Below are 21311 nucleotides of genomic sequence, written 5' to 3' on the forward strand. Positions count from 1 at the left end.
ATAATCGAAATGTCTATAGTTATGGAGGAATAAAGTACTATGAGTTTTGAATTCATAAAAAAACTGCCAACTCCTGAGGAAATCCGCAATCAGTATCCGCTCGATGCTGAACTTCAGGCGCTCAAGGAGAAACGCGATGCTGAGATTCGCGACGTTTTCACCGGAAAATCCGATAAATTCCTCGCTATCATCGGACCATGTTCTGCAGATAACGAAGATGCCGTATGCGATTATCTTTTAAGACTTCGCAAAGTTCAGGAAAAGATCGAGGATAAAGTCCTTATCATCCCGCGTGTTTACACAAACAAACCACGTACGACCGGTGAAGGATACAAGGGCATGGTCCATCAGCCGGATCCTGAGAAAAAACCGAACCTTCTTGCCGGGCTGATCGCGATCCGTAAGATGCACATGCGCGCTATCCGCGAAAGCGGCTTCACCTGTGCAGATGAGATGCTTTACCCAGAGAACTACCGTTATCTCTCTGATCTGCTTTCCTACGTTGCTGTAGGCGCACGTTCTGTTGAAGATCAGCAGCACAGACTCACTGTCAGCGGCATGGATGTTCCGGCTGGTATGAAGAACCCTACCAGTGGTGACTACAGCGTTATGCTGAACTCCATTGTTGCAGCACAGGGCGCTCATCGTTTTATTTACAGAAGCTGGGAGGTTGAGACCACCGGTAATCCACTCTCTCACGCAATCCTTCGTGGTGCGGTAAACAAGCATGGGGAAGCAATCCCAAACTACCATTACGAGGATCTTCGTCTTCTCTATGACAAATACCATGCAAAGAACCTTGCCAACCCGGCAGTGATCGTGGATACCAACCACTCCAACTCCAACAAGCATTACGAGCAGCAGGTTCGTATCGCAAGTGAGGTTCTTCACAGCCGTCAGGTAGATCCTGAGCTTCACTCCATGGTAAAGGGTCTCATGATCGAGAGCTATATCGAGCCAGGCAACCAGAAGATCGGTGGAGATCACATCTACGGAAAATCCATCACAGATGCCTGCCTTGGTTGGGATGAGTCTGAGAAGCTGCTTTACACGATCGCTGAAAATTGCTAAGTTCTGTCTGATCTGCACTTCAGGGAACAGACATTTGTGATCCTTTTACACTTTATGTTCAAAAAAAGAACCGGCATTCTCCCATTTTGGAAGCTGCCGGTTCTTTTTTGAACGCGTTTTTTATATTATTTCTTACAGATCAATGCCTCGGATGTGCTTTCATATATACGTCTCGCATTTTCGCAACGCCAAAATTCAGATAGACCTGTGTGGTGGAAATATCCGAATGTCCAAGCATTTCCTGCACACTCTTCACGTCCGCTCCATTCTGCAGCATATGTGCGGCAAAAGAATGTCTCAGTGTATGCGGCGTGATATCATGCTGAATCCCGGCTTCCTCTGCATATCCCTTCAGAACTTTCCAGAATCCCTGTCTGCTCATGGATTTTCCTGAACAGTTGGTAAAAAGACTCTCCGTCTCATTTTCTTTCACAAATTTTCCACGGGCTTCCTTCAGATATTTCTCCATGGCTGTTTTGCATACATTTCCTATCGGGATCACCCGTTCCTTATCCTCATCGTGACAGACTACATAACCAAGCCGCAGATTGAGATCCTCCAGATTCAGCCGCAAAAGTTCACTGACGCGCATTCCTGTAGCATACAAAAGCTCCAGCATGGCACTATCCCGGATTCCCTTCGGTGTATTCAGATCCGGCTGTTTCAAAAGGCGGTCTACCTCATCCACAGTAAGGATCTCCGGCATCCGCTTCTCAACCTTGGGCGGCTTCAGTTCCAGAGACGGATCCCTCTCGATCCTGTTCTCCTGATAAAGATACTGAAACAAGGCACGGATAGATGCTACATTTCTGGAGATCGTTGAGGAAGCGAACTGTCCTCTCTCCATATAGCTGAGATAGCCTTCCAGCTCCAGTTCTCCTACATCTCGGATATCATAGATCCCACGATCTGCAAAATACACTGCCATCTTCTTCAGGTCTCTCTGGTAAGATACTTCTGTATTATGTGACGTCCTTTTTCTATTATGTAAATATGTAATAAATTCCCGTATCTCTATGTCCATTTCTCTGCATCCCGTTTCTCTAAAATCATACTCGTTTATGACTGAATTATACTGTGAATTTTACATAAAATCAAACAGTTTTTCATCGTAAAACCGCACAATTTCAACACTTTCCGGCGCAAACCACCAAATATCGCAGATTTTATGGAAACCATTACTAGATATTGTGGAAATTTTCCTCAAAAAAATTTCAGGCCCTTTATAACTTTTTCTACGATCCAGGGATTCAGAAAACTTTCTGCGAGGATTCCTCCTGTATACAGCAGAAAAACTGTGATTCCCTGCCGAAAATAAGCCCCTGTTTTCTGCGGCACAAGTCCATAATTTTTCCAGATCCCATACGATTGTCTGTATACGATACCTGCAAGATAAAAATACGCCGGAATATAGACCAGATACTGCGGCATCAGAAGTCCGGCGCCGGCCACACCGCCATAAATACCAAATTCCAGAACCGATAATGCCAGGATCATTCCTGTCTCTATTCCCAAAAACAGCATATATGCGACCGTCAAAGGCACTCCGAATATTGTAAATCCGCATAAAAACAACAGAAGAAAAAAACCTCCTCTTCGTCGCAGCACTTCCAGGAAATAAGCTCCGCCGGAAATATCTTTTCCTGCAAAGCTGCGGATCAGATAAAAAGAAGCCAGGGTTTTCTGTTTCCACTCCATTTTCCAGATCAGATTTGGCAACACATTTCCCGCAAAAAATCCGGTCATAAAAAGAAGCTCCGCCGGAAAACGTCCGGCATTTTTCCACTTCCGGTTCTCTGTCTTACTCTCCATTTACTCACCCTGTACCAGTTTACGCCTGTTTTTCCGGTAATATGACCGTTTTTCCACATGACAAAAAGGCCGGCCAGCTAAAAAGCTGTCCGACCTTTGATATTTCCAGAACTTTCTTCCATTGAAAGCTTATTTTGCGTAGTCAACCGCTCTGCTTTCACGGATCACATTAACTTTGATCTGTCCAGGATACTCAAGCTCTGCCTCGATCTGCTTTGCAATATCTCTTGCAAGGAGAACCATATCTGCATCACTTACATGATCCGGCACGACCATAACACGAATTTCTCTTCCTGCCTGAATAGCAAAAGATTTCTCTACACCTTTGAATTCATTGGTGATATCCTCAAGCTGTTTCAGACGATTAGTATAGGTTTCCAGGGTCTCACGTCTTGCTCCAGGTCTTGCTGCGGAAATTGCATCAGCAGCCTGTACAATACACGCGATCAGAGATTCCGGCTCCACATCACCATGATGAGACGCAACCGTGTTGATAACGATCGGGGACTCCTTGTATTTCTTGCAGAGATCCACACCGATCTGAATATGAGAACCTTCTACCTCATGGTCAATGGATTTACCAATGTCATGAAGAAGTCCGGCACGCTTGGCCATACGCACATCCACACCAACTTCTCCTGCAAGAAGTCCGGAAAGCTGTGCAACCTCAATTGAATGTCTCAGAGCATTCTGTCCATAGCTTGAACGGAATTTCATACGTCCAAGAAGCTTCAGAAGTTCCGGATGGATTCCATGTACCCCTACATCCATGGCAGCATTCTCACCGTCTTCCCGGATCTGTGCTTCCACTTCTTTCTGGGCTTTCTCTACCATCTCTTCAATTCTTGCCGGATGGATACGTCCATCCACGATCAGTTTCTCAAGAGCCACTCTGGCGATCTCTCTCCTGATCGGATCAAATGCGGAGAGTACCACTGCCTCCGGTGTATCATCAATGATCAGATCCACACCGGTAAGTGTCTCAAGTGTACGGATGTTACGGCCTTCACGACCGATGATCCTTCCCTTCATTTCATCACTTGGAAGCTGTACCACAGAAATCGTTGTCTCGGAAACATGATCCACTGCACATTTCTGAATGGCATTGACTACATATTCCCTGGCTTTCTTATTGGCATCTTCCTTGGCTCTGTTCTCAAGCTCTTTATAGAGTCTTGCAACATCCACCTTTACGTCATCTTCTACAGATTTCAGTAATTCTTCTTTTGCCTGTTCGGAGGTAAGACCTGAAACTCGTTCCAGTTCCTGTACTCCTTTTTCCTCAAGTTCATTTACTCGTTTTTCTTTTTCTTGTAACTCGTTAAATTTCGCTGTACATTCCAGCTCACGCTTCTCCACTGCATTGGCTTTTTTGTCAACAGATTCCTCTTTTGACAAAACTCGCTTCTCGTATCTCTGCAGCTCGTTTCTCCGTTCCTTGGTTTCCCTTTCCAGTTCATTTTTAGTTCGCAGAGATTCTTCCTTTACTTCAAGTAAAGTTTCGCGTTTCTTGGTCTCTGCTGCTTTCAATGCTTCATCAAGAATATTCCTTGCCTTATCCTCTGCTGTACCTATGATTTCCGCATCCTTGCGTACTTTCTTGTCAACAGCAACCTTGCAAGTAACAGGAACTGCAATAAGTAGCGTGACTACCACAGCGACAATAACACCGATAATTGTGCCTGCCACAGGAGCACCTCCTTATTTAGTTTTCATTGTACAAATACAACAATACAAGTTTAGCTGTTTTTCACATTTATGTCAAGTTTTTCTCATGAAAAAGCAGATTTTGGTTAGCATATATAAACTGGCTCTTTTTCTCCGCAGAGTCATTCCATATCACGGTTCACCCGGATGTTCATTTCTTCCAGGGTATGGGAAATATCCTCATACCGGAACGCTCGTCTGGCCAGATATCCATACAGCCTTCGCATCTGTCCTTCATCAAGCTCTGTGTCCGGCGCATATTTCTTCTCGATCGTCCTGCGTAATACCTCCCGCTCGTCCGGTTCCAGAAGCTCTTCCATCTCATTCCAGGCATCTAGGGCAGTCTGACGGTCCACACCCTTTAACTGAAGTTCCGAGAGGATCTTCTGACGGCTCCTGGTTTCCATGCGGAAGGAGATATAGGTTCTGGCATAACGGGCATCGTTGATATACCCATAGGACTTCACATAAGCAATGGCATCTTCTACTGCCTCCGGTGAAAATTCAGCCTGACGGAGTTTATCCGTCAGGCCTTTCTCTGTGCGATCCATATGTTCCAGAAGCCGCATGGCTTTCTTTCTTGCACGGTTTCGTTCTTCCAGATCCAGCATGGATTACTCTTCCTTCTCTGTATCTTCTGCCTGTACTGCTGCTTCCGCTGTCTCATCTGCCGGATCCAGATGATAATGTACACGAACCTTCTTCTCGATCTCATCGCGGATCTCCGGATGCTCTCTCAGGAATAATTTGGCATTCTCACGTCCCTGTCCGATCTTATCCCCCTCATATGCATACCAGGCTCCGCTCTTGTTTACGATGGAGCATTCTGCAGCCAGATCCAGGATATCTCCCTCTCTGGAAATACCGGTTCCGAACATGATATCAAACTCTGCCTGCTTAAATGGCGGAGCCACCTTGTTCTTAACTACTTTCACACGGGTGTGGTTTCCAACCATCTCACCACCCTGCTTCAATGTTTCCACACGGCGTACATCCATACGGACAGATGCATAGAATTTCAGCGCACGTCCACCGGTTGTAGTTTCCGGATTGCCAAACATCACTCCAACCTTCTCACGAAGCTGGTTGATAAAGATCACCACGCAGTTGGACTTGCTGATAACAGCCGTCAGTTTACGGAGTGCCTGTGACATCAGACGGGCCTGCAGACCTACATGGCTGTCTCCCATATCTCCTTCGATCTCAGCCTTGGGGACCAGGGCTGCAACAGAGTCCACGATCACGATATCCACAGCACCGGAACGTACCATAGTCTCTGTGATCTCCAGCGCCTGCTCTCCGTTATCCGGCTGTGAAATATAAAGGTTGTCGATATCAACACCTATACTCTTGGCATAAACAGGATCAAGAGCATGCTCCGCATCGATAAATCCTGCGATTCCGCCTCTCTTCTGCACTTCAGCGACCATATGTAAGGCTACCGTTGTCTTACCACTGGACTCCGGTCCGTAGATCTCCACGATACGTCCCTTGGGAACACCACCTACACCAAGGGCGATATCCAGGCTTAAGCATCCTGTGGGAACTGCCTCCACCTGCATATGGGAACTGGAATCTCCAAGCTTCATGACAGAGCCTTTACCGAACTGTTTCTCAATATTTCCAAGAGCCGCTTCCAGCGCCTTCTGCTTCTCTTCACTGATCATTATGTAATCTCCTATTCTTTATTCTCTTTCTAATCAGGTTTCCTTTAATCCGAACCTTTGTTCGTGTTTTCTGTATTACATAGTATTATAAAACGGAATGATTGTCAATAAGATACTTGAAAATCCCTCTGTTTTTTTGTTGACAGGATCTCTGAAAATCCGACAAAAGGCTTCCCATACATGATTTCTTTTTCCTCTCTGAATGCAAAAAAGCAGATAAAAAGATTTCCCTCTTCATCTGCTTTTTATGCAATATATTTCCTGTCACTGATCGTTGGTCAGCTTCAGTTTGTCCAGAATATAGAATACAAGGCTTAATGCCATGGCAACCACACATGCCAGCACCATACCGGTAAGCTCAACATTTCCAAGCTTCAGGGCAATTCCGGAAAGACCTACAACAAAAACAACGCTTGTCAGCGTCAGATTTCTGGACTTGCTGTAATCCACGTGATTGTCAACCAGCATACGAAGACCGGAGGTTCCGATCATTCCGTAAAGAAGGAAGGAAATCCCACCGATCACCGGACCGGGAATGGTACTGATCAGGGCTGCCAGTTTACCAAGGAAGGAACAGCAGATAGAAAGCACTGCCGCACCACCGATCACCTGTACACTGTAAACCTTTGTCACTGCCATGACACCGATGTTCTCACCGTAAGTAGTTGTCGGCACAGAACCAAGGCATCCGGAAACTGTGGTAGAGAAGAAATCCGCAAACAGGGATCTGTGGAGACCCGGATCTTTCAGAAGATTTCTTCCAACGATCTTTCCGGTTACGATCTGATGGCCGATATGCTCGGAGGTTACCAGAAGCAATGCCGGAAAGATCGTCATAATGGCCTCAAAATCAAATTTCGGAGATGTAAAGTTGGGAAGAGCCAAAAATGCCGCTTCCCTTACCTGTGTAAAATCCAGAAGCCCGCATGCACCTGCTGCCACATATCCCGCAATGATCGCGATCAGGATCGGAATCACAGAAAGGAAGCCCCGGAACAGGATCTGCCCGAATACCGCAACTCCAAGTGTGACCAGAAATACGATCACATTCTTCGGATCTACCTTCTCATCCAGAAGTCCTGCCGTACTTGCTGCATTTCCCGCAAGTTCCAGACCGATCAGTGCCACTACCGGTCCCATTGCCGCTGTAGGAAGCACGATATCGATCCAGTCTGTTCCGCACTGGCGGACGATCAATGCCACGCACATACCAGCAATACCCAGAACAACGAAACCACCAAGGGCATACTCATATCCATACTTGCTGATCACCAGAAGAGCCGGTGAAAGGAAGGCAAAACTGGAGCCCAAATAAGCCGGTGCCTTTCCTTTTGTGATGAAAATAAAAAGGAGTGTTCCCACACCATTCATCAGAAGCACAATAGCCGGACTGATACCAAAAAGGAATGGCACCAGTACGGATGCTCCGAACATGGCGAACATATGCTGGATACTTAACGGTATCAGCATCTTTGCAGGTACTTTTTCTTCGACCTGTATGATTCTTTTTTCCACTCTCAAATCCTCCTGTTTTTTATTATCTCACAGATTATAGCACAGGTTTTCACATCGTGGGATATTTTTTCTGAAAATATACGGATACTGTGTGGTATACTGTTATTATCTCCGGAAAAACAGAACGGCTTCATAAATGCGGCCATAACCTGTTCCGGATAGATTTTTTCAGAAAGGAATATTCTTCTATGAAAGCATACCAACGACTTCTATCCTATATAAAAATATCCACCCCCAGCAATGAAGAAAGCTCTTCTTCCCCCTCTTCCCAGTGCCAGTTTGACCTGGCCCGGCTTCTTGTGGAGGAACTGAAAGGCCTTGGGATCTCTGATGTGTCTCTGGATGAACACTGTTACGTTTATGCACATCTTCCTGCTACCGAAGGTCTGGAGCACTGCAAAGCACTGGGCTTTATCGCTCATATGGATACGGTTTCCGATTTCTGCGACCATGCAGTCACACCGGTGGTCACAGAAGATTACGATGGAAAAGAGCTCCCTCTCGGCACAAGCGGCAGAACTCTTTCCCCGGAAATGTTCCCCCATCTTGCTTCACTTGCCGGGCGTACCCTGATCACCTCAGACGGAACCACGATCCTGGGCGCAGACGACAAGGCCGGCATTGCAGAGATCCTCACTGCGCTGGAGCATATCCTTACGGAAAAAATACCTCACGGACCTCTCTGCGTTGCTTTTACTCCGGATGAAGAGATCGGCATGGGACCGGCCCACTTTGATGTAAAAAAATTCAGTGCGGATTATGCATATACCCTGGACGGTGATACGGAAGGCGAGATCCAGTACGAAAACTTTAACGCCTGCAGTGCAAAAGTAACCTTCCAGGGTGTTAATGTACATCCCGGTTCTTCCAAAAATACTATGATCAACGCAGCCCTCGTTGCCATGGAATTTAACTCCATGCTTCCGGCAGCGGACACTCCCAGGAATACAGAAGACTACGAAGGATTTTTCCATCTGTGTTCTATGAAAGGAGATGTTTCCCAGGCTGAGCTTCAGTATATTGTCCGGGATCACGATGCCGCTTCTTTTGAGATCCGTCAGAAAACGCTCACACATATCACGGAGATCCTCAATGAAAAATGGGGGAAAGGTACCGTAACTCTTACCATCACCCAGCAGTACCGCAATATGAAAGAGATCATCGATACTTGCCCATGGCTGATATCTCTGGCAGAGGAAGCCTGCCACAGTTGCGGTGTTACACCACTGATCCTGCCTATCCGCGGCGGCACAGACGGTGCACAGTTAAGCTTTATGGGACTGCCCTGCCCGAATCTCGGAACCGGCGGACATGCCTATCACGGGCCTTATGAGCACATTACAGCAGAAGGAATGGATGCCGCTGTGAACGTTACTCTGGAGATCATAAGACTATTTTCACAGAGAAAAGACTGAAAAGAAACTTTTCTTCGAAAGTCTGCATTCCCTGAAATCTGATATAATGAAAAAATACTCACAGATCCTCCGGCTGGAAATCTGCCGGAACAAATCTGTGAGTATTTTTTCCTGTGCTAGCTGTGTTCACTTTGAGTTCTGCACCGAATAACTGTATTGCCGTTTACTGATCGGACTTACAGATCAGATGATCTTCATCATTCTCGCCAGCTTCTTCATATATCTTCCACCAGGCATCATACCCAGCTCTTCTTCACCGGGCTTGCTTACAAACAAATATACAATAAAGTATACAACTGCTGCCAGGATCACGGAAATACCTAGGCAGATCACATTGGAATGAATCAGTGCATACAGACCGTAATACACCACTCCCGCAACAACCCCCATCGGGATAGATGCCAGGAACGGGCTTAAATAAGCACTTCTCCATGGATTCTTATAGCCCATATATTTCTTGATGGAACGGTCATTGAGAAGACACATCACAACTGCATAAACGATCTGGGCGATGACAATGGTATAAACACCAAGATTGGTAAATACCAGAAGCAGGGCCATGGCTATCACATCTGCCACCAATGCAATGGCTGCATGGATCATCGGGAGCTTCGGCTTGCCGATTCCCTGAAGTACACCGTTGGTGATATTGGAGTTGCCATTCAGGATAATGGTAATTCCTCCCAGGATCAGAAGCTGTCCGCCTACGCCATTGGTTCCCGGGAAGATCAGTCTCGTGATCGGTCCGGAAAGAACTGCAAGACCTACTGCCGCCGGAATGGAGATCAGCATACTGATCCATGTGGCACGGTCTGTCTTCATATTTGCACCTTCAATATCGTGCATTGCATAATGCGCGGAAACCTCAGGGATCATAGATGTCGGTGCTGTACTTGCCAGGGTAAGCGGGATATTGATCAGCGTCATATAATATCCGTACTCGGAATACAAGGTCTGGATCACGTCCTTGGCAGCACCCTTGATATCCATGATACCGGAATACATATAACTGTTGATATATCCGTTTACATTATAAATAAAAGCACTAAGAATGATCGGCATGATGATGAGCACGATATTACTCATTACATGACCCATACTCTCATTTACAGAATGGCGGTCATTGACGATCCTTTTCCGGATGATCTTACGGTTTACCCCATAAACGATCAGCATAAAGATCAGCGCGGAAGCCACACCTGCTCCGGTACCCATGGTAGCACCTGCCGCACCCCAGCGATGGACCAGATCCATATCTCCTGTTGCGGAAAAATGCTGGATAAATACATGTGACATCAGAAGCGCAAAGGTTGCCACAAAGATCTGCTCAATGATCTGCGAGATCGATGTAGGCATCATATTGCGGTATGCCTGGAAATATCCACGGAATACACCGCAGAGACCGGACATGAAAATTGTGGGCGCAAGCATCTGCAGTGCCAGACGGGCGTTAGCCATACTGTCCGGAACCAGGATCCCTGCACCAAATACACAGATCAGCGCCACGATACCGCCGGCAACTGCCGCATAGATCAGTGCACCGTAAAATACCTTCTGTGCATCCTTATATCTGTGAAAAGCGATCTTCTCCGCCATGATCTTGGATACAGCCTGAGGAATACTGAAGGACGCGATCATCAGCAGGATAAAATATACATTCTGTGCAAACTGGAAAAGTGCAAAGCTCTGACTTCCCAGTGTAGTTGAAAGCGGACTCTTGTACAGCATTCCGATGATCTTGGAGATCAGCGCCGCAACCATAAGAAAAGATGCGTTTTTCACAAGTGTGTTATCATTTTTTTTACCCATTTTACTTTCCTTAACTTAAATATTCTCAATCTGCCAGTCAACAGGTTCTACCCCATTGGCTTTCAAAAATTCATTAGCCTTGCTGAAATGCTTGCATCCGAAAAATCCCCGGTAGGCAGAAAGGGGACTTGGATGTGGTGCTTCCAGGATCAGATGCTTCGGATTATGAAGCATGGATGCCTTCATCTGAGCAGGCCGCCCCCAGAGAAGAAACACGATCGGGCGATCCTCCTGGTCCAGGATCCGGATGGCCGCATCAGTAAACTGTTCCCAGCCGATCCCTCTGTGGGAATTGGCCTGATGTGCACGTACAGTCAGCACTGTGTTCAAAAGAAGCACGCCCTGCTTTGCCCATTTTTCCAGATTACCGTTGTTTGGGATATAACATCCCATATCATCCTCAAGTTCCTTATAAATATTCACCAGAGATGGCGGTGTTTCCACACCTTTTTTTACGGAAAAGCAAAGCCCATGAGCCTGTCCGTCATTGTGATAGGGGTCCTGTCCCAGGATCACAACCTTTACCTGATGCAGAGGCGTAAAATGAAACGCATTGAACATATCTTCCGGCGGCGGAAAAATCTTTCTTGTTCTGTATTCTGTCATCACGGTTTTATAAAGTTTGGCATAGTAGGGCTGATGAAACTCACCTTTCAGTGCCTCCTGCCAGTCTCCTGCTATAGGAGCCATATCTATCACCTCTCATCTAACTTATCTTCTCACGGAAATTCCTTTTTCCGCAAGGTAATCCTTCACTTCCCGGATCTCAAGCTCTTTGTAGTGGAACAGAGATGCTGCCAGTGCCGCATCTGCTCCGCCTTCTGTCAGTGCATCATAAAAATGCTCCAGGGTTCCGGCACCACCGGAGGCGATCACCGGGATGGAAACCGCATCTGCAACGGCTCTTGTAAGTTCAATATCATACCCGGCCTTGGTTCCGTCACAGTCCATGCTGGTAAGAAGGATCTCACCTGCGCCAAGTTCTTCCACCTTCTTTGCCCATTCAAGAGCATCAATACCGGTATCCAGTCTTCCGCCATGTTTGTAGATATTCCAGCCGCCATCCTGTCTTCTCTTGGCATCAATGGCAACTACTACACACTGGCTTCCGAATTTCTGTGCGGCCTCATGGATCAGCTCCGGACGGTCGATAGCTGCGGAATTTACAGAAATCTTATCTGCACCTTCACGGAGAAGCTTCCGGAAATCATCTACGGTACGGATTCCTCCGCCTACGGTAAACGGGATAAATACGTTGGCTGCAACAGCTCTTACCATATCCACCACGGTATCACGCTCCTCGCAGGAGGCAGTGATATCAAGAAAAACAAGCTCGTCCGCACCGGCTGCATCGTAAGCTTTGGCAATTTCCACCGGATCTCCGGCATCCTTAAGATCAACAAAATTCACGCCTTTTACTACACGTCCTTTATTTACATCCAGACATGGAATGATTCTTTTTGTAAACATGATTATGCCTCCTTTCCGGTGCCTGACTCAAGTGCCGCAAAATTCTCAAGGATCTTCAAGCCCCACCGGCTGCTTTTTTCCGGATGGAACTGACACGCAAATACATTTCCCTTCTCCACAGACGCATGGATGCATGTGCTGTACTGAGTGGTCGCTTTCACGATTTCTTCCTCCTCTGCCTGAAGATAATAGGAATGTACAAAGTAAACGTAGGTGTTTTCCGGAATACCCTTAAATAATCTTCCGCTGTTCTGAATATGCAGGGAATTCCAGCCCATATGCGGAATCTTCAGTCCCGGACTTGGCGGGATGCGCAGGATTTTCCCCTTCAGGATTCCAAGACCTTCCACTCCCGGTGTCTCATCACTGCTCTCAAAAAGCAGCTGCAGTCCCAGGCATATCCCAAGAAAGGGCGTTCCCTTTTCAACGATCTCATGTATTACCGGAACAAGTCCGTATTTTTTGAGATTTTCCATAGCATCACCAAAGTTTCCAACACCCGGAAGGATTACTTTATCTGCTTTCAGAAGCACCTGGGGATCTCTTGAGACGACAGTCTCCTGTCCCAGATACTGAAGTGCTTTTTCCACACTTTTGATGTTTCCTGCATCGTAGTCAATGATTCCTATCATAATAATGCTTCCTCCTGCTCTTTTGTATCTCGATATTCCTCTCTCACCTTCGATTTACATTGCTTTAGTATAACGCAAAAACAGGCGGTTGCAAAGACTTTTCTCTGCTGCCGCCCATTTTTTCACATTATCACGGTAAAGTTTTATTATTTCCGGTCCAGTGTAAACCAGAATTCCACGCCATTATCAAAGTTCTGTACGCCATATTCCTGGTTCATGCTTTCCATGATGGCCTTTACAATGGATAAACCGATACCGCTTCCGCCGTATTCCCTGGTTCTCGCTTTATCAACTTTATAAAATTTATTCCAGAGATTCGGTACATCTGCCTCAGGGATCGGAGTCCCTGTGTTAAACACACTGATCTTCACACGGTTATCCTCATCCTGCAGCTTGATCTCGATTTCTTTCTCTCCCTCCAGATGGTTCAGGGCATTGCTTACATAGTTTGTCACAACCTCTTCGATCTTAAACTCATCGGCCCATACATAAACCGGCTTCTCCGCCTCAAAGATCACTTTTGCATCCTTCTGCCCGATCATGATATTCATGGTCTGAAGCACGCCGCGGATCAGGGATACGATATCAAACCGCTCCATTACAACTGCATCTTTGCCGGATTCCAGCTGATTCAGTGTGAGAAGATTTTTTACCAGTTTATTCATCTTGGAGGCTTCATCCATAATGACATCGCAATAGAACTCTCTGCTCTCAGGATCATCAGAAATATTTTCTTTTAAGCCTTCTGCATAGCCCTGGATCAGGGCAATGGGAGTTTTCAGTTCATGGGACACGTTATCCAGAAATTCCTTTCGCATCTTGTCGATCTTGATCTTGTCCTCAATGTCACGCTGCAGTTCATTATTTGCAGATTTCAGTTCACTGATGGTAGTCTCCAGTTGTGAGGACATCCGGTTGAAATTGTCTCCCAGAACATCGATCTCATTGCCGACCTTGCTCTCGTATTTTGCCTCAAAATCCAGATCTGACATTTTTCTGGAAAGTTCCGTAAGCTCACTGATGGGACGGGTGATCCTCCTGGTCACGACCATAATGACCAGACCACTTAAGATTATGATCATCAGACCTACCGCAAAGTAAAACTTATTGGAAATATCAGCGCTCTCCCGGATGCTCTCAAGGGGTGTCCTTATGATAAAATAATGTTCCTCATCCAGCTGTCCCCAGCATTCCACATAATCCATTCCCGCAAAACGGTCATGCGACTGCTGGATGGTATAATTGTCACCCTGCTTCAAGGTCCGGCTCTTATCTCCGTCCTCATCCAGATCATAGACATATCCGAACAGCTTGCTCTGAAGCATTTTTTCATTTTCGCCCCAGGAAAGCCAGCTGGTATTGCTGCTGTCAATGATAACCCAGGAAAGATTGTTTCTGGAGCAGGCTCTCTGGATCTCATCGGGAATACTCTCCATACCTTTCGAGCTGTTGCTGTTCATCATCTTGTCAATATCTGTATTTTCCAGAGTTGTTCGGAGGTCCAGAAGTACATCGATCTTTTTTGTCACATAATATTTTTCAAGAAAGGCGCCGTTGATCACGGTAATAGTCAGAATGGATAAAAACAGCAAACCGATAAAGTATGCTGTGATCTGATGGCGGAGACTGTGGATCTTTTTTATTTTTTCCTTCGGTTTTTTCATTCTCCTACCTCAAACTTATAGCCCATCCCCCAGACTGTCTTGATATACTCGCCCTTATCGCCCATTTTACTTCTCAGTTTTTTGACATGAGTATCAATGGTTCTGGCATCTCCGAAATAATCATAATTCCACACAGAATTCAGGATCTTTTCTCTGGAAAGAGCGATTCCCTCATTCTCCAGGAAATAAGTCAGAAGCTCAAATTCCTTGAAGCTCAGATCCATCGGTTTATCATCTACCGTTGCCTGATGCGCTGCCTTGTCAATGACAATCCCACCTGCTGAAAGTATCTCATCCGGGTTGCTCTGTCCCGTTCTTCGAAGAATGGCTTCTACACGTGCTACAAGGATCTTGGGGCTGAAGGGTTTGGAGATATATTCGTCCACCCCGAGTTCAAATCCCAGAAGCTCATCACGCTCATCTCCTCTTGCTGTCAGCATAATGATGGGAACCTTGGAATTTTTGCGGATCTCACGACATACTTCCCAGCCATCCATCTTCGGCATCATCACATCCAGGATCAGAAGCGCAATGTCCTTTTCTTTATAAAAAATATCCATGGCCTCCTCACCGTCACCTGCTTCCAGTACCTGGAAATTCTTTTTGGTGAGAAAATCCTTTACCAGTTTTCTCATTCTGCTCTCGTCATCTACTACAAGAATTTTTAATGCATCCATTCTATCTTCCTCCGTTTCTCAGTCGCTGTTCCGGGCAGCTGTTGGCAGCCCGAAATGCTCTGTATCATCCCTCTTTACAAAAAGCTGAGCTTTTACTTCCGGTTCATTCTAAAGCGGATATTTCCATTCCGCTTTGCTACTGCTCATAATATATCACAGGTTTGTGTTGTGTGTGTGAACGTAATTTCATTTTTTTAATTTTATCCGCAAAAAAGGAGAACCCTCTAAAAGGATTCTCCGATCTTTTCTCCCATGAATACTCTTGTTTCAATTCCTTCACGGGAATTGTTTAAAATATCTTCATCCGGCTTTACCGCATTTTTTTCGGTGATCAGCACAATGGTGGAGCCGCCGAAAGCAAAATTCCCTTTTTCGTCTCCCCGTTTCACAAATGCTTTCCCTGGCCGGTTTTCGATTCTTCCGACAAGAAGAGCCCCTACCTCCATCATCAGCACGGTACGGAAATTCTCTGTTTTCAAAAGAGAATACTCTCTGCTGTTTTCCTTGTAGATCGGATAGGCATCGTTGGCCACGGGGTTGACTGTATGCAGGATCCCCGGGATCCTGATGCGTCCGGACTCCGCCGCATTGTCCGGATAAATATATCTGTGATAATCCTGAACACAGAGACGAAGCACCCACACATAGCCACCCTGATATCTTTTTCCAAGAGAAGGATTCCTGAGAAGCTCATCTATGGTATATTCGGTCTGTTTGATATGAAGACGGGCTTTTTCATCTACCGGATACACACTCACCCTGCAGTCACAGGGACTGATAAAATGTCCCGGTTCCATATCAATATGGCGGGCACCCTCCCGGATCTTCCGCTTGAAAAAATCATTGTAAGAGATGTATTTACGCTTTTCATAATCACTCATATCCAGATGATTGAACCGTATAAAGGGTTTCACCGCTGCTGCCGAAAGCCTGGAATCCAGAAGCTTTCCCATGGCAATGGAAACAACAGGAGTGACCAGCGGCCGGATCAGCATGCGGCCGGCTACAGAACCGTAGATTTTTTCCAGAAGGTTGTTCTGAAAGGAATCCTCCTCTGTAATATGCCCCATTCTGTCCGCTGTCCGGATCATAGATTACCACCTTTCTCCATGGAAAGCTTATAGAGATAATTGAACTTCCACCATCCTTCGTTGTAGAAAAGTACAAGAAGAACTGCCACAGCAACTACCGCAACAATGATCACCAGCTCCCTGTTGGTGGGCTTACGGAATTTAAAATCCAGGATAAACAGAAGTCCTACCGTCAGCATTGCGATATGAAGGAGCACCACAAACCATTTATACTCCGGAAAAAGCAGGGATACCACAAACAGAAGCGGCAGGACCACAGACATGGATGTGATAGGAAGTCCCTGATAATATTTTCGGTTTTCGGAGGTTTCATTCTGACGTTTTTCCTCCATAACATTGAAGTATGCCAGACGGATCAGGCCTGCCAGACCGTAAAATAAAAGAATAGCTATTCCGTAAATATGACACATTCCAAGCTTAAATCCCAGCACAATGGGAAGGATCCCGAAACAGACGATATCTGCAAGGGAATCGATCTGGATCCCGAAGCATTTCTCTTCCTCCGTTCTGTTCTTCTTAGTTCTTGCGATCTTTCCGTCAAACATATCGCACAGTCCGGAAAATGCAAGACAGCACACCGCTGCTGAAATATGGTCCGTCACAGCGCAGAAGATTCCGATCATGGAAGAAACTACGCTTATGTAAGTCATTATTACCGTGTAATCATAAAATCCTATCATTTGCACACCTCTTTTTTCTTTTTCATGTCAGGCTATATTCACAGTCCCACAGGAGACTTACCTGATCTGGGTCAAGCAGATCTCCGCGATCTGCATTCGATCAAATCTTTTCAGGATTCCTTTTTTCCGATAGTGAGCTGAGCCACCGCAGTAAACACCGCACTGATCAGCAGCTCTCCGTAATATCCCAGCCCTCTGCTAAGCACCATTCCCGGAAGCAGCAGGCCACCGAATACCGGACTGAAAATGGTAAGAAACAAAGTCTCACTGATTCCCATTCCTCCCGGAAGCGGCAGCATATCCACAGATACCGATATCACTGCCTGGAGAAAAAGGATATCCCAGAAACCGGTTCCATGGAGTCCAAAAGCCTGATATACAAACCAGGTTACTGCAAACAGTGCCATACGCTGGATAAAAGTGATCCCTATCACTTTAACGATCACCAGCGGATTATTCTTCAGATATGCCGCAGTATTTCGGTAAGTATCCATGGAAGCTTCCAGTTTTTTCAGCCGTCCCTCTTTTTTCCTCATCAGATGAAACCGTTCCAGAAGCTTCATGCCCTTCATCAGGATCGCTTTTGCCAAAAGCGGATGAAATACCAGAATGGTCATAAAAGTGACACAGAAGATATTCAGCATCAGCCCCAGATAAAACACCGGCAGGATTCCTTCCAGATATTTGTGAAGAAATCCTCTTCCGAAAATCGCGATCCCAATACCGATCACCACAAGCACCAGCTTATAGGTAATCGTCACGATCATCAGGATCACCGTTGACACCGGAATGGAAATCTTCTCTTTTTTCATATAGTAGATCTGCATGGGCTGTCCGCCGCTGGCGGATGGTGTGATACAGCTGAAAAAGAATCCTACAGACGAAAACAGAAAGCAGGTTCTTTTTTTCAGATGGATCCCGCTGGAACGCATCATATACCAGATAATGATGGATTCCCCCCAGATAAAAAATGCTACCAGTGCAATTCCCGGAAGCAGCCACCGTTTATCTGCCCTATGTATGGCATCCATCATGGAAGACAGGTCTTCTCCGTGAAAAACGCCGTAGATAGTCAGGGCAAAAACTACTGCCAGGAACACTCCGTTAAATATGATCTTTTTTCTGTTCTTCATCACTTGACACCTTCTGTATAGCTGTTGATCTTCTTTTCAATTTTAGTTCCAAACCGTTCATAAATATGCCAGAGTTTTGTTTTCTGTCCCAGAATAAAGCATACCTGAGCCAGGATCACACCACCTGCCACATCCACAAGTACATGCTGCTTGGTAAAAATGGTAGACAGAAAAACCAGCACAGCCAGTGTAAACGATACCCCCTTATACCATGTCGGAATTCTTTTCTGATCCTTGATCCCCAGAAAACAGAACCAGCTTACCAGACAATGGATAGATGGAAACAGGTTATCTGCCGCATCAATGGAATACAGCCAGCCGGCCAGCAGATCCCAGATTCCGTTTCCTTCGATCACCGGTCTTGTATTGGTAGTGGGATATGCCAGAAATATGATCAGACACACACAACGGGATATAATATCCGCAGTAAAAAAACGGTAAACCTGTTCCCGCTCCTGCCTTGCCACAAGGATATAATTCACTGCCCAAAATACATAACATCCAAAATAGATAATCAAAAACTGCGGCACAAATGGGAGCCGCAGATCAAGATTACTTTCTATATTGTGATGATACCAACCGCCTGCGATCGCCCTTGAACCGGAATATACAAGACAGTTAAATACAAATGAAAAAACAAGGGGAAAAAGCCCGTACGCAGGTACGATCCCTGTTACATATTTCCAAAAACGTTTCATAAATTCACGCCTCATTATTTTATTGATATCAGGAATAAAACATATTCTTCTCCTGCTAACATCTGCTAGTCACAGTATAACAGTCGGGGCGTATGGTTTCAACTAAATATGGAAAGTTTAAGAATTGTTAAGATTTGAGTTCAGTTATTTTTTCTTTTTTGTTCATACTTTTTTCAGAATGACGTCACAGAATGACCACAAAATATGAGTATATTATTAGATGTGCAAAGGGTACTACCTTTGATAACACTTTTTTCTTTTTCATACTGCCGGGGCTACCTCCAAACAAAGCCCCGGCCTCCTTCCTTTTTATTTTCCCATTTTTTAATTATGCCATGCAAGACGTACACTGGATGGATGTACTTCTTTTGTCATCCAGTCCACATCGTTGGTGATCCAGTCCATGATCCCGAGCTGGCGTGTCTCCCATGCGATGGTTGCCTCTCTTGCTTCCGGTGTTTCTTCCACTTCCATAGTTGTGTCGATCTCATCATATCCAAAAATATATCCGCCTGCACTCCAGATGCTGAAGTTGCTGTCCGGGCCCGGATCTATTGTTTCGCCTCTCTGCGCCACAAGTCCGTCATGACGGGCTTTATATTCTTCCTCACAGCCGTCTTTTAATTTTGTCATGAACATTCTGTGGCGGATCAGCTCTTTGTTTTCTCTCACAACACCAAAATTATGATACATCAGGCGCATGTCTTTTCCAGGAGTAGAGATCCAGGTAAAGGTATCTCCGATCTTTTCAGTCAATGCTGCCTTTACTTTCTCCTCTTCCGGAGAGATCACCTCTCCGTCTGCATTTTCGTAATATCCGAAGATCAGGTCTGCCGCATTCCAGATGCTGAAATTATGAATGCCGTTACGGTCAAGATATGCAGTAAGCTCCGGCCAGATCTCGCCTAAGGTCTTACGGTAATCATTCATTTTTCCTTCTTTTACTTTCATTGCAAAAGCATGTCGTTCCATTTATGCTATCCTCCTGTTTTGATGATCCTGTGCTATGTTTTCCACTATGAGCAGATATAGTTCTTCTGCTCTCATATGATTTGATTCTATCACTTTTATTTTGTTTTTACAATTATGAGGGTAGGATTTCCGATCACTGTTCACAGGTAATGTTACTGTTCACTCCGTTCTCAGCAACACGCTTCGCGATGCACAGGATTTATGCTAATCGCATAAATCCGCGCGGTATGTCTCGGGTTTTCTGTGACCTTCGCTCACAAAAAACACCTCGCGGAATATTACCAGTGAACAGTAACCAGATAATATTCCGCAAAGCATGTTGCCTGACACAAAGTTATCCGTAACGATTCCCTGAGATGCTCAGGCAAGATACAACATGACCATCAGTGGCATGGTTATGATACTTACCAGCGTTGTCATTACATTGATGGTGCTGGCATAGATCGGGTCCTGATCGTAGAGCTGTGCCAGCTGTACAACCGTTGTTGCCGACGGTGTGATCACTGCCATCAGACTGATAAGCAGAATGGTTTTTCCATCCTTTACCATTGAAGCCAAGGGCAGATACTTCAAAAACAACAGTATGAGCAGCGGAGTCACCACCATTTTCAAGATCGTGACCAGATAGATCCTGGAATGGCTGAAAATATCTTTCCATTTTACCTCCGTCATGGTCATTCCAAGCATGATCATACATACAGGTCCCAGGGTGGCTGAAATCTGGCTCATGGTGTTTCCAAGGATCACCGGCAGTCTGATCTGCGTGAAGAACAGAACGATTCCAAGGATAATAGCGATCAGATTGATGTTGCAGAGGATTTTTTTCCAGTTGATGCCGGCCTTCGCCTCCATCAGCGACTGTCCGTGGGTCCACATCAGGATCATTTGCACACTCAGGAAAGCACTGGCATAGATCACCCATTTTTCCCCAAGGACTACCGTTACAAGAGGGATCACCAGATTTCCGGAATTGGAATAGATGATGGATTCTTTTTCTACCACACTTAATTTCAGTGGCTTGCCGATGATCTGTACAAATACCAGAAGAAAAATATGGATCAGGATGGCTGCTGCCACTGCCAGAAGGAAGCCATTCCGGATGCTTCTGGAATATTCGATCTGAAAAGCATTGATCATTACACAGGGCATGATGATGTAGATACAGATGACTGAAAGTGTCCTGCTGCTTTTTGCATCGATAAGTCCGCATTTTACCACTGTAAATCCACAGGACATCATCAGAAAAAATACGATGATCTGCTGCAATAATTGTAAAGTTATCATTTTTTCTCCCCTCC

The 21311-nt window shown here is 45.6% G+C and carries 20 protein-coding genes; 2 read left to right on the plus strand and 18 right to left on the minus strand.

The window, feature by feature from the left end; all coding sequences use genetic code 11:
- Positions 1–39 precede the first annotated feature (39 nt).
- Positions 40–1071, plus strand: a complete 1032-nt coding sequence (locus tag DW694_RS03810; RefSeq protein WP_015526991.1) for a 3-deoxy-7-phosphoheptulonate synthase — start codon at positions 40–42, stop codon at positions 1069–1071.
- A gap of 139 nt (positions 1072–1210) precedes the next feature.
- Here DW694_RS03810 and xerD read toward each other — a convergent pair whose 3' ends face one another.
- The 6 genes from xerD to uraA all read right to left on the minus strand — a co-directional run bounded on the left by xerD (position 1211) and on the right by uraA (position 7772).
- Positions 1211–2095, minus strand: a complete 885-nt coding sequence (xerD, locus tag DW694_RS03815; protein WP_015526990.1) for a site-specific tyrosine recombinase XerD — start codon at positions 2093–2095, stop codon at positions 1211–1213.
- Between the two features lie 179 nt (positions 2096–2274).
- Complete coding sequence (locus DW694_RS03820) at positions 2275–2883, minus strand: stage II sporulation protein M (RefSeq protein ID WP_022426694.1); 609 nt, start codon at positions 2881–2883, stop codon at positions 2275–2277.
- A gap of 129 nt (positions 2884–3012) precedes the next feature.
- The gene (rny, locus tag DW694_RS03825; RefSeq protein ID WP_021650814.1) at positions 3013–4572 is read right to left on the minus strand and encodes a ribonuclease Y; all 1560 of its coding nucleotides are present in this window, start codon (positions 4570–4572) and stop codon (positions 3013–3015) included.
- 140 nt (positions 4573–4712) lie between these two features.
- Positions 4713–5201, minus strand: a complete 489-nt coding sequence (locus tag DW694_RS03830; protein ID WP_118752581.1) for a regulatory protein RecX — start codon at positions 5199–5201, stop codon at positions 4713–4715.
- A 3-nt stretch (positions 5202–5204) separates the two neighbouring features.
- Positions 5205–6257, minus strand: a complete 1053-nt coding sequence (gene recA, locus DW694_RS03835) for a recombinase RecA (protein WP_015526986.1) — start codon at positions 6255–6257, stop codon at positions 5205–5207.
- A gap of 264 nt (positions 6258–6521) precedes the next feature.
- Positions 6522–7772 carry a uracil permease gene (gene uraA, locus DW694_RS03840; protein ID WP_118752582.1) on the minus strand — a complete coding sequence of 417 codons (1251 nt, stop codon included), beginning with the start codon at positions 7770–7772 and terminating at the stop codon, positions 6522–6524.
- A 188-nt stretch (positions 7773–7960) separates the two neighbouring features.
- On the opposite strand from uraA, the gene pepT reads away from it, so the two are divergent.
- Positions 7961–9187, plus strand: a complete 1227-nt coding sequence (pepT, locus tag DW694_RS03850; RefSeq protein WP_118752583.1) for a peptidase T — start codon at positions 7961–7963, stop codon at positions 9185–9187.
- A gap of 183 nt (positions 9188–9370) precedes the next feature.
- Here pepT and DW694_RS03855 read toward each other — a convergent pair whose 3' ends face one another.
- The 12 genes from DW694_RS03855 to DW694_RS03910 all read right to left on the minus strand — a co-directional run bounded on the left by DW694_RS03855 (position 9371) and on the right by DW694_RS03910 (position 21297).
- Positions 9371–10996, minus strand: a complete 1626-nt coding sequence (locus DW694_RS03855) for a polysaccharide biosynthesis protein (RefSeq protein ID WP_021650806.1) — start codon at positions 10994–10996, stop codon at positions 9371–9373.
- Between the two features lie 15 nt (positions 10997–11011).
- Entirely contained in the window at positions 11012–11686 is a 675-nt protein-coding gene (gene ung / locus DW694_RS03860; protein WP_021650805.1) for a uracil-DNA glycosylase, read from the minus strand.
- A gap of 21 nt (positions 11687–11707) precedes the next feature.
- The gene (gene hisF / locus DW694_RS03865; RefSeq protein WP_059085355.1) at positions 11708–12466 is read right to left on the minus strand and encodes an imidazole glycerol phosphate synthase subunit HisF; all 759 of its coding nucleotides are present in this window, start codon (positions 12464–12466) and stop codon (positions 11708–11710) included.
- Between the two features lie 2 nt (positions 12467–12468).
- On the minus strand, positions 12469–13098 hold the full coding sequence (gene hisH, locus DW694_RS03870) for an imidazole glycerol phosphate synthase subunit HisH (RefSeq protein WP_118752584.1): 630 nt from the start codon (positions 13096–13098) through the stop codon (positions 12469–12471).
- Positions 13099–13244: 146 nt separating this feature from the next.
- Positions 13245–14762, minus strand: a complete 1518-nt coding sequence (locus DW694_RS03875) for a HAMP domain-containing sensor histidine kinase (protein ID WP_118752585.1) — start codon at positions 14760–14762, stop codon at positions 13245–13247.
- Positions 14759–15439 carry a response regulator transcription factor gene (locus tag DW694_RS03880; RefSeq protein WP_015526981.1) on the minus strand — a complete coding sequence of 227 codons (681 nt, stop codon included), beginning with the start codon at positions 15437–15439 and terminating at the stop codon, positions 14759–14761. The genes DW694_RS03875 and DW694_RS03880 overlap by 4 nt, the downstream gene beginning before the upstream one ends.
- A gap of 224 nt (positions 15440–15663) precedes the next feature.
- Entirely contained in the window at positions 15664–16530 is an 867-nt protein-coding gene (locus DW694_RS03885; RefSeq protein ID WP_015526980.1) for a phosphatidylserine decarboxylase, read from the minus strand.
- Entirely contained in the window at positions 16527–17210 is a 684-nt protein-coding gene (locus DW694_RS03890; RefSeq protein WP_118752586.1) for a CDP-alcohol phosphatidyltransferase family protein, read from the minus strand. The genes DW694_RS03885 and DW694_RS03890 overlap by 4 nt, the downstream gene beginning before the upstream one ends.
- A gap of 110 nt (positions 17211–17320) precedes the next feature.
- Positions 17321–18343 (minus strand): lysylphosphatidylglycerol synthase transmembrane domain-containing protein, encoded by a 1023-nt coding sequence (locus DW694_RS03895; RefSeq protein WP_118752587.1) that lies wholly within the window; start codon positions 18341–18343, stop codon positions 17321–17323.
- Positions 18343–19041 carry a phosphatase PAP2 family protein gene (locus DW694_RS03900; protein ID WP_118752588.1) on the minus strand — a complete coding sequence of 233 codons (699 nt, stop codon included), beginning with the start codon at positions 19039–19041 and terminating at the stop codon, positions 18343–18345. Before DW694_RS03900 ends, DW694_RS03895 begins: the two co-directional genes overlap by 1 nt.
- Before the next feature lie 324 nt (positions 19042–19365).
- Positions 19366–20013: an L-rhamnose mutarotase gene (locus DW694_RS03905; RefSeq protein WP_015526977.1), complete on the minus strand. Its 648-nt coding sequence runs from the start codon at positions 20011–20013 to the stop codon at positions 19366–19368.
- Positions 20014–20373: 360 nt separating this feature from the next.
- Positions 20374–21297: an AEC family transporter gene (locus DW694_RS03910; RefSeq protein WP_118752589.1), complete on the minus strand. Its 924-nt coding sequence runs from the start codon at positions 21295–21297 to the stop codon at positions 20374–20376.
- Positions 21298–21311 lie beyond the last annotated feature (14 nt).

The organism is Ruminococcus sp. AM26-12LB (assembly GCF_003480785.1).
Taxonomy (GTDB): Bacteria; Bacillota; Clostridia; order Lachnospirales; family Lachnospiraceae; genus Blautia_A; species Blautia_A fusiformis.

Coding starts and splice junctions, on each gene's coding strand:
- DW694_RS03880 (WP_015526981.1), bottom strand. CDS start 15,439: ATGGATGCATTAAAAATTCTTGTAGTAGATGACGAGAGCAGAATGAGA.
- pepT (WP_118752583.1), top strand. CDS start 7,961: ATGAAAGCATACCAACGACTTCTATCCTATATAAAAATATCCACCCCC.
- recA (WP_015526986.1), bottom strand. CDS start 6,257: ATGATCAGTGAAGAGAAGCAGAAGGCGCTGGAAGCGGCTCTTGGAAAT.
- ung (WP_021650805.1), bottom strand. CDS start 11,686: ATGGCTCCTATAGCAGGAGACTGGCAGGAGGCACTGAAAGGTGAGTTT.
- DW694_RS03830 (WP_118752581.1), bottom strand. CDS start 5,201: ATGCTGGATCTGGAAGAACGAAACCGTGCAAGAAAGAAAGCCATGCGG.
- DW694_RS03820 (WP_022426694.1), bottom strand. CDS start 2,883: ATGGAGAGTAAGACAGAGAACCGGAAGTGGAAAAATGCCGGACGTTTT.
- DW694_RS03905 (WP_015526977.1), bottom strand. CDS start 20,013: ATGGAACGACATGCTTTTGCAATGAAAGTAAAAGAAGGAAAAATGAAT.
- DW694_RS03855 (WP_021650806.1), bottom strand. CDS start 10,996: ATGGGTAAAAAAAATGATAACACACTTGTGAAAAACGCATCTTTTCTT.
- DW694_RS03810 (WP_015526991.1), top strand. CDS start 40: ATGAGTTTTGAATTCATAAAAAAACTGCCAACTCCTGAGGAAATCCGC.
- DW694_RS03910 (WP_118752589.1), bottom strand. CDS start 21,297: ATGATAACTTTACAATTATTGCAGCAGATCATCGTATTTTTTCTGATG.
- DW694_RS03895 (WP_118752587.1), bottom strand. CDS start 18,343: ATGAAGAACAGAAAAAAGATCATATTTAACGGAGTGTTCCTGGCAGTA.
- xerD (WP_015526990.1), bottom strand. CDS start 2,095: ATGGACATAGAGATACGGGAATTTATTACATATTTACATAATAGAAAA.
- hisF (WP_059085355.1), bottom strand. CDS start 12,466: ATGTTTACAAAAAGAATCATTCCATGTCTGGATGTAAATAAAGGACGT.
- DW694_RS03875 (WP_118752585.1), bottom strand. CDS start 14,762: ATGAAAAAACCGAAGGAAAAAATAAAAAAGATCCACAGTCTCCGCCAT.
- hisH (WP_118752584.1), bottom strand. CDS start 13,098: ATGATAGGAATCATTGACTACGATGCAGGAAACATCAAAAGTGTGGAA.
- DW694_RS03890 (WP_118752586.1), bottom strand. CDS start 17,210: ATGATAGGATTTTATGATTACACGGTAATAATGACTTACATAAGCGTA.
- DW694_RS03885 (WP_015526980.1), bottom strand. CDS start 16,530: ATGATCCGGACAGCGGACAGAATGGGGCATATTACAGAGGAGGATTCC.
- DW694_RS03900 (WP_118752588.1), bottom strand. CDS start 19,041: ATGAAACGTTTTTGGAAATATGTAACAGGGATCGTACCTGCGTACGGG.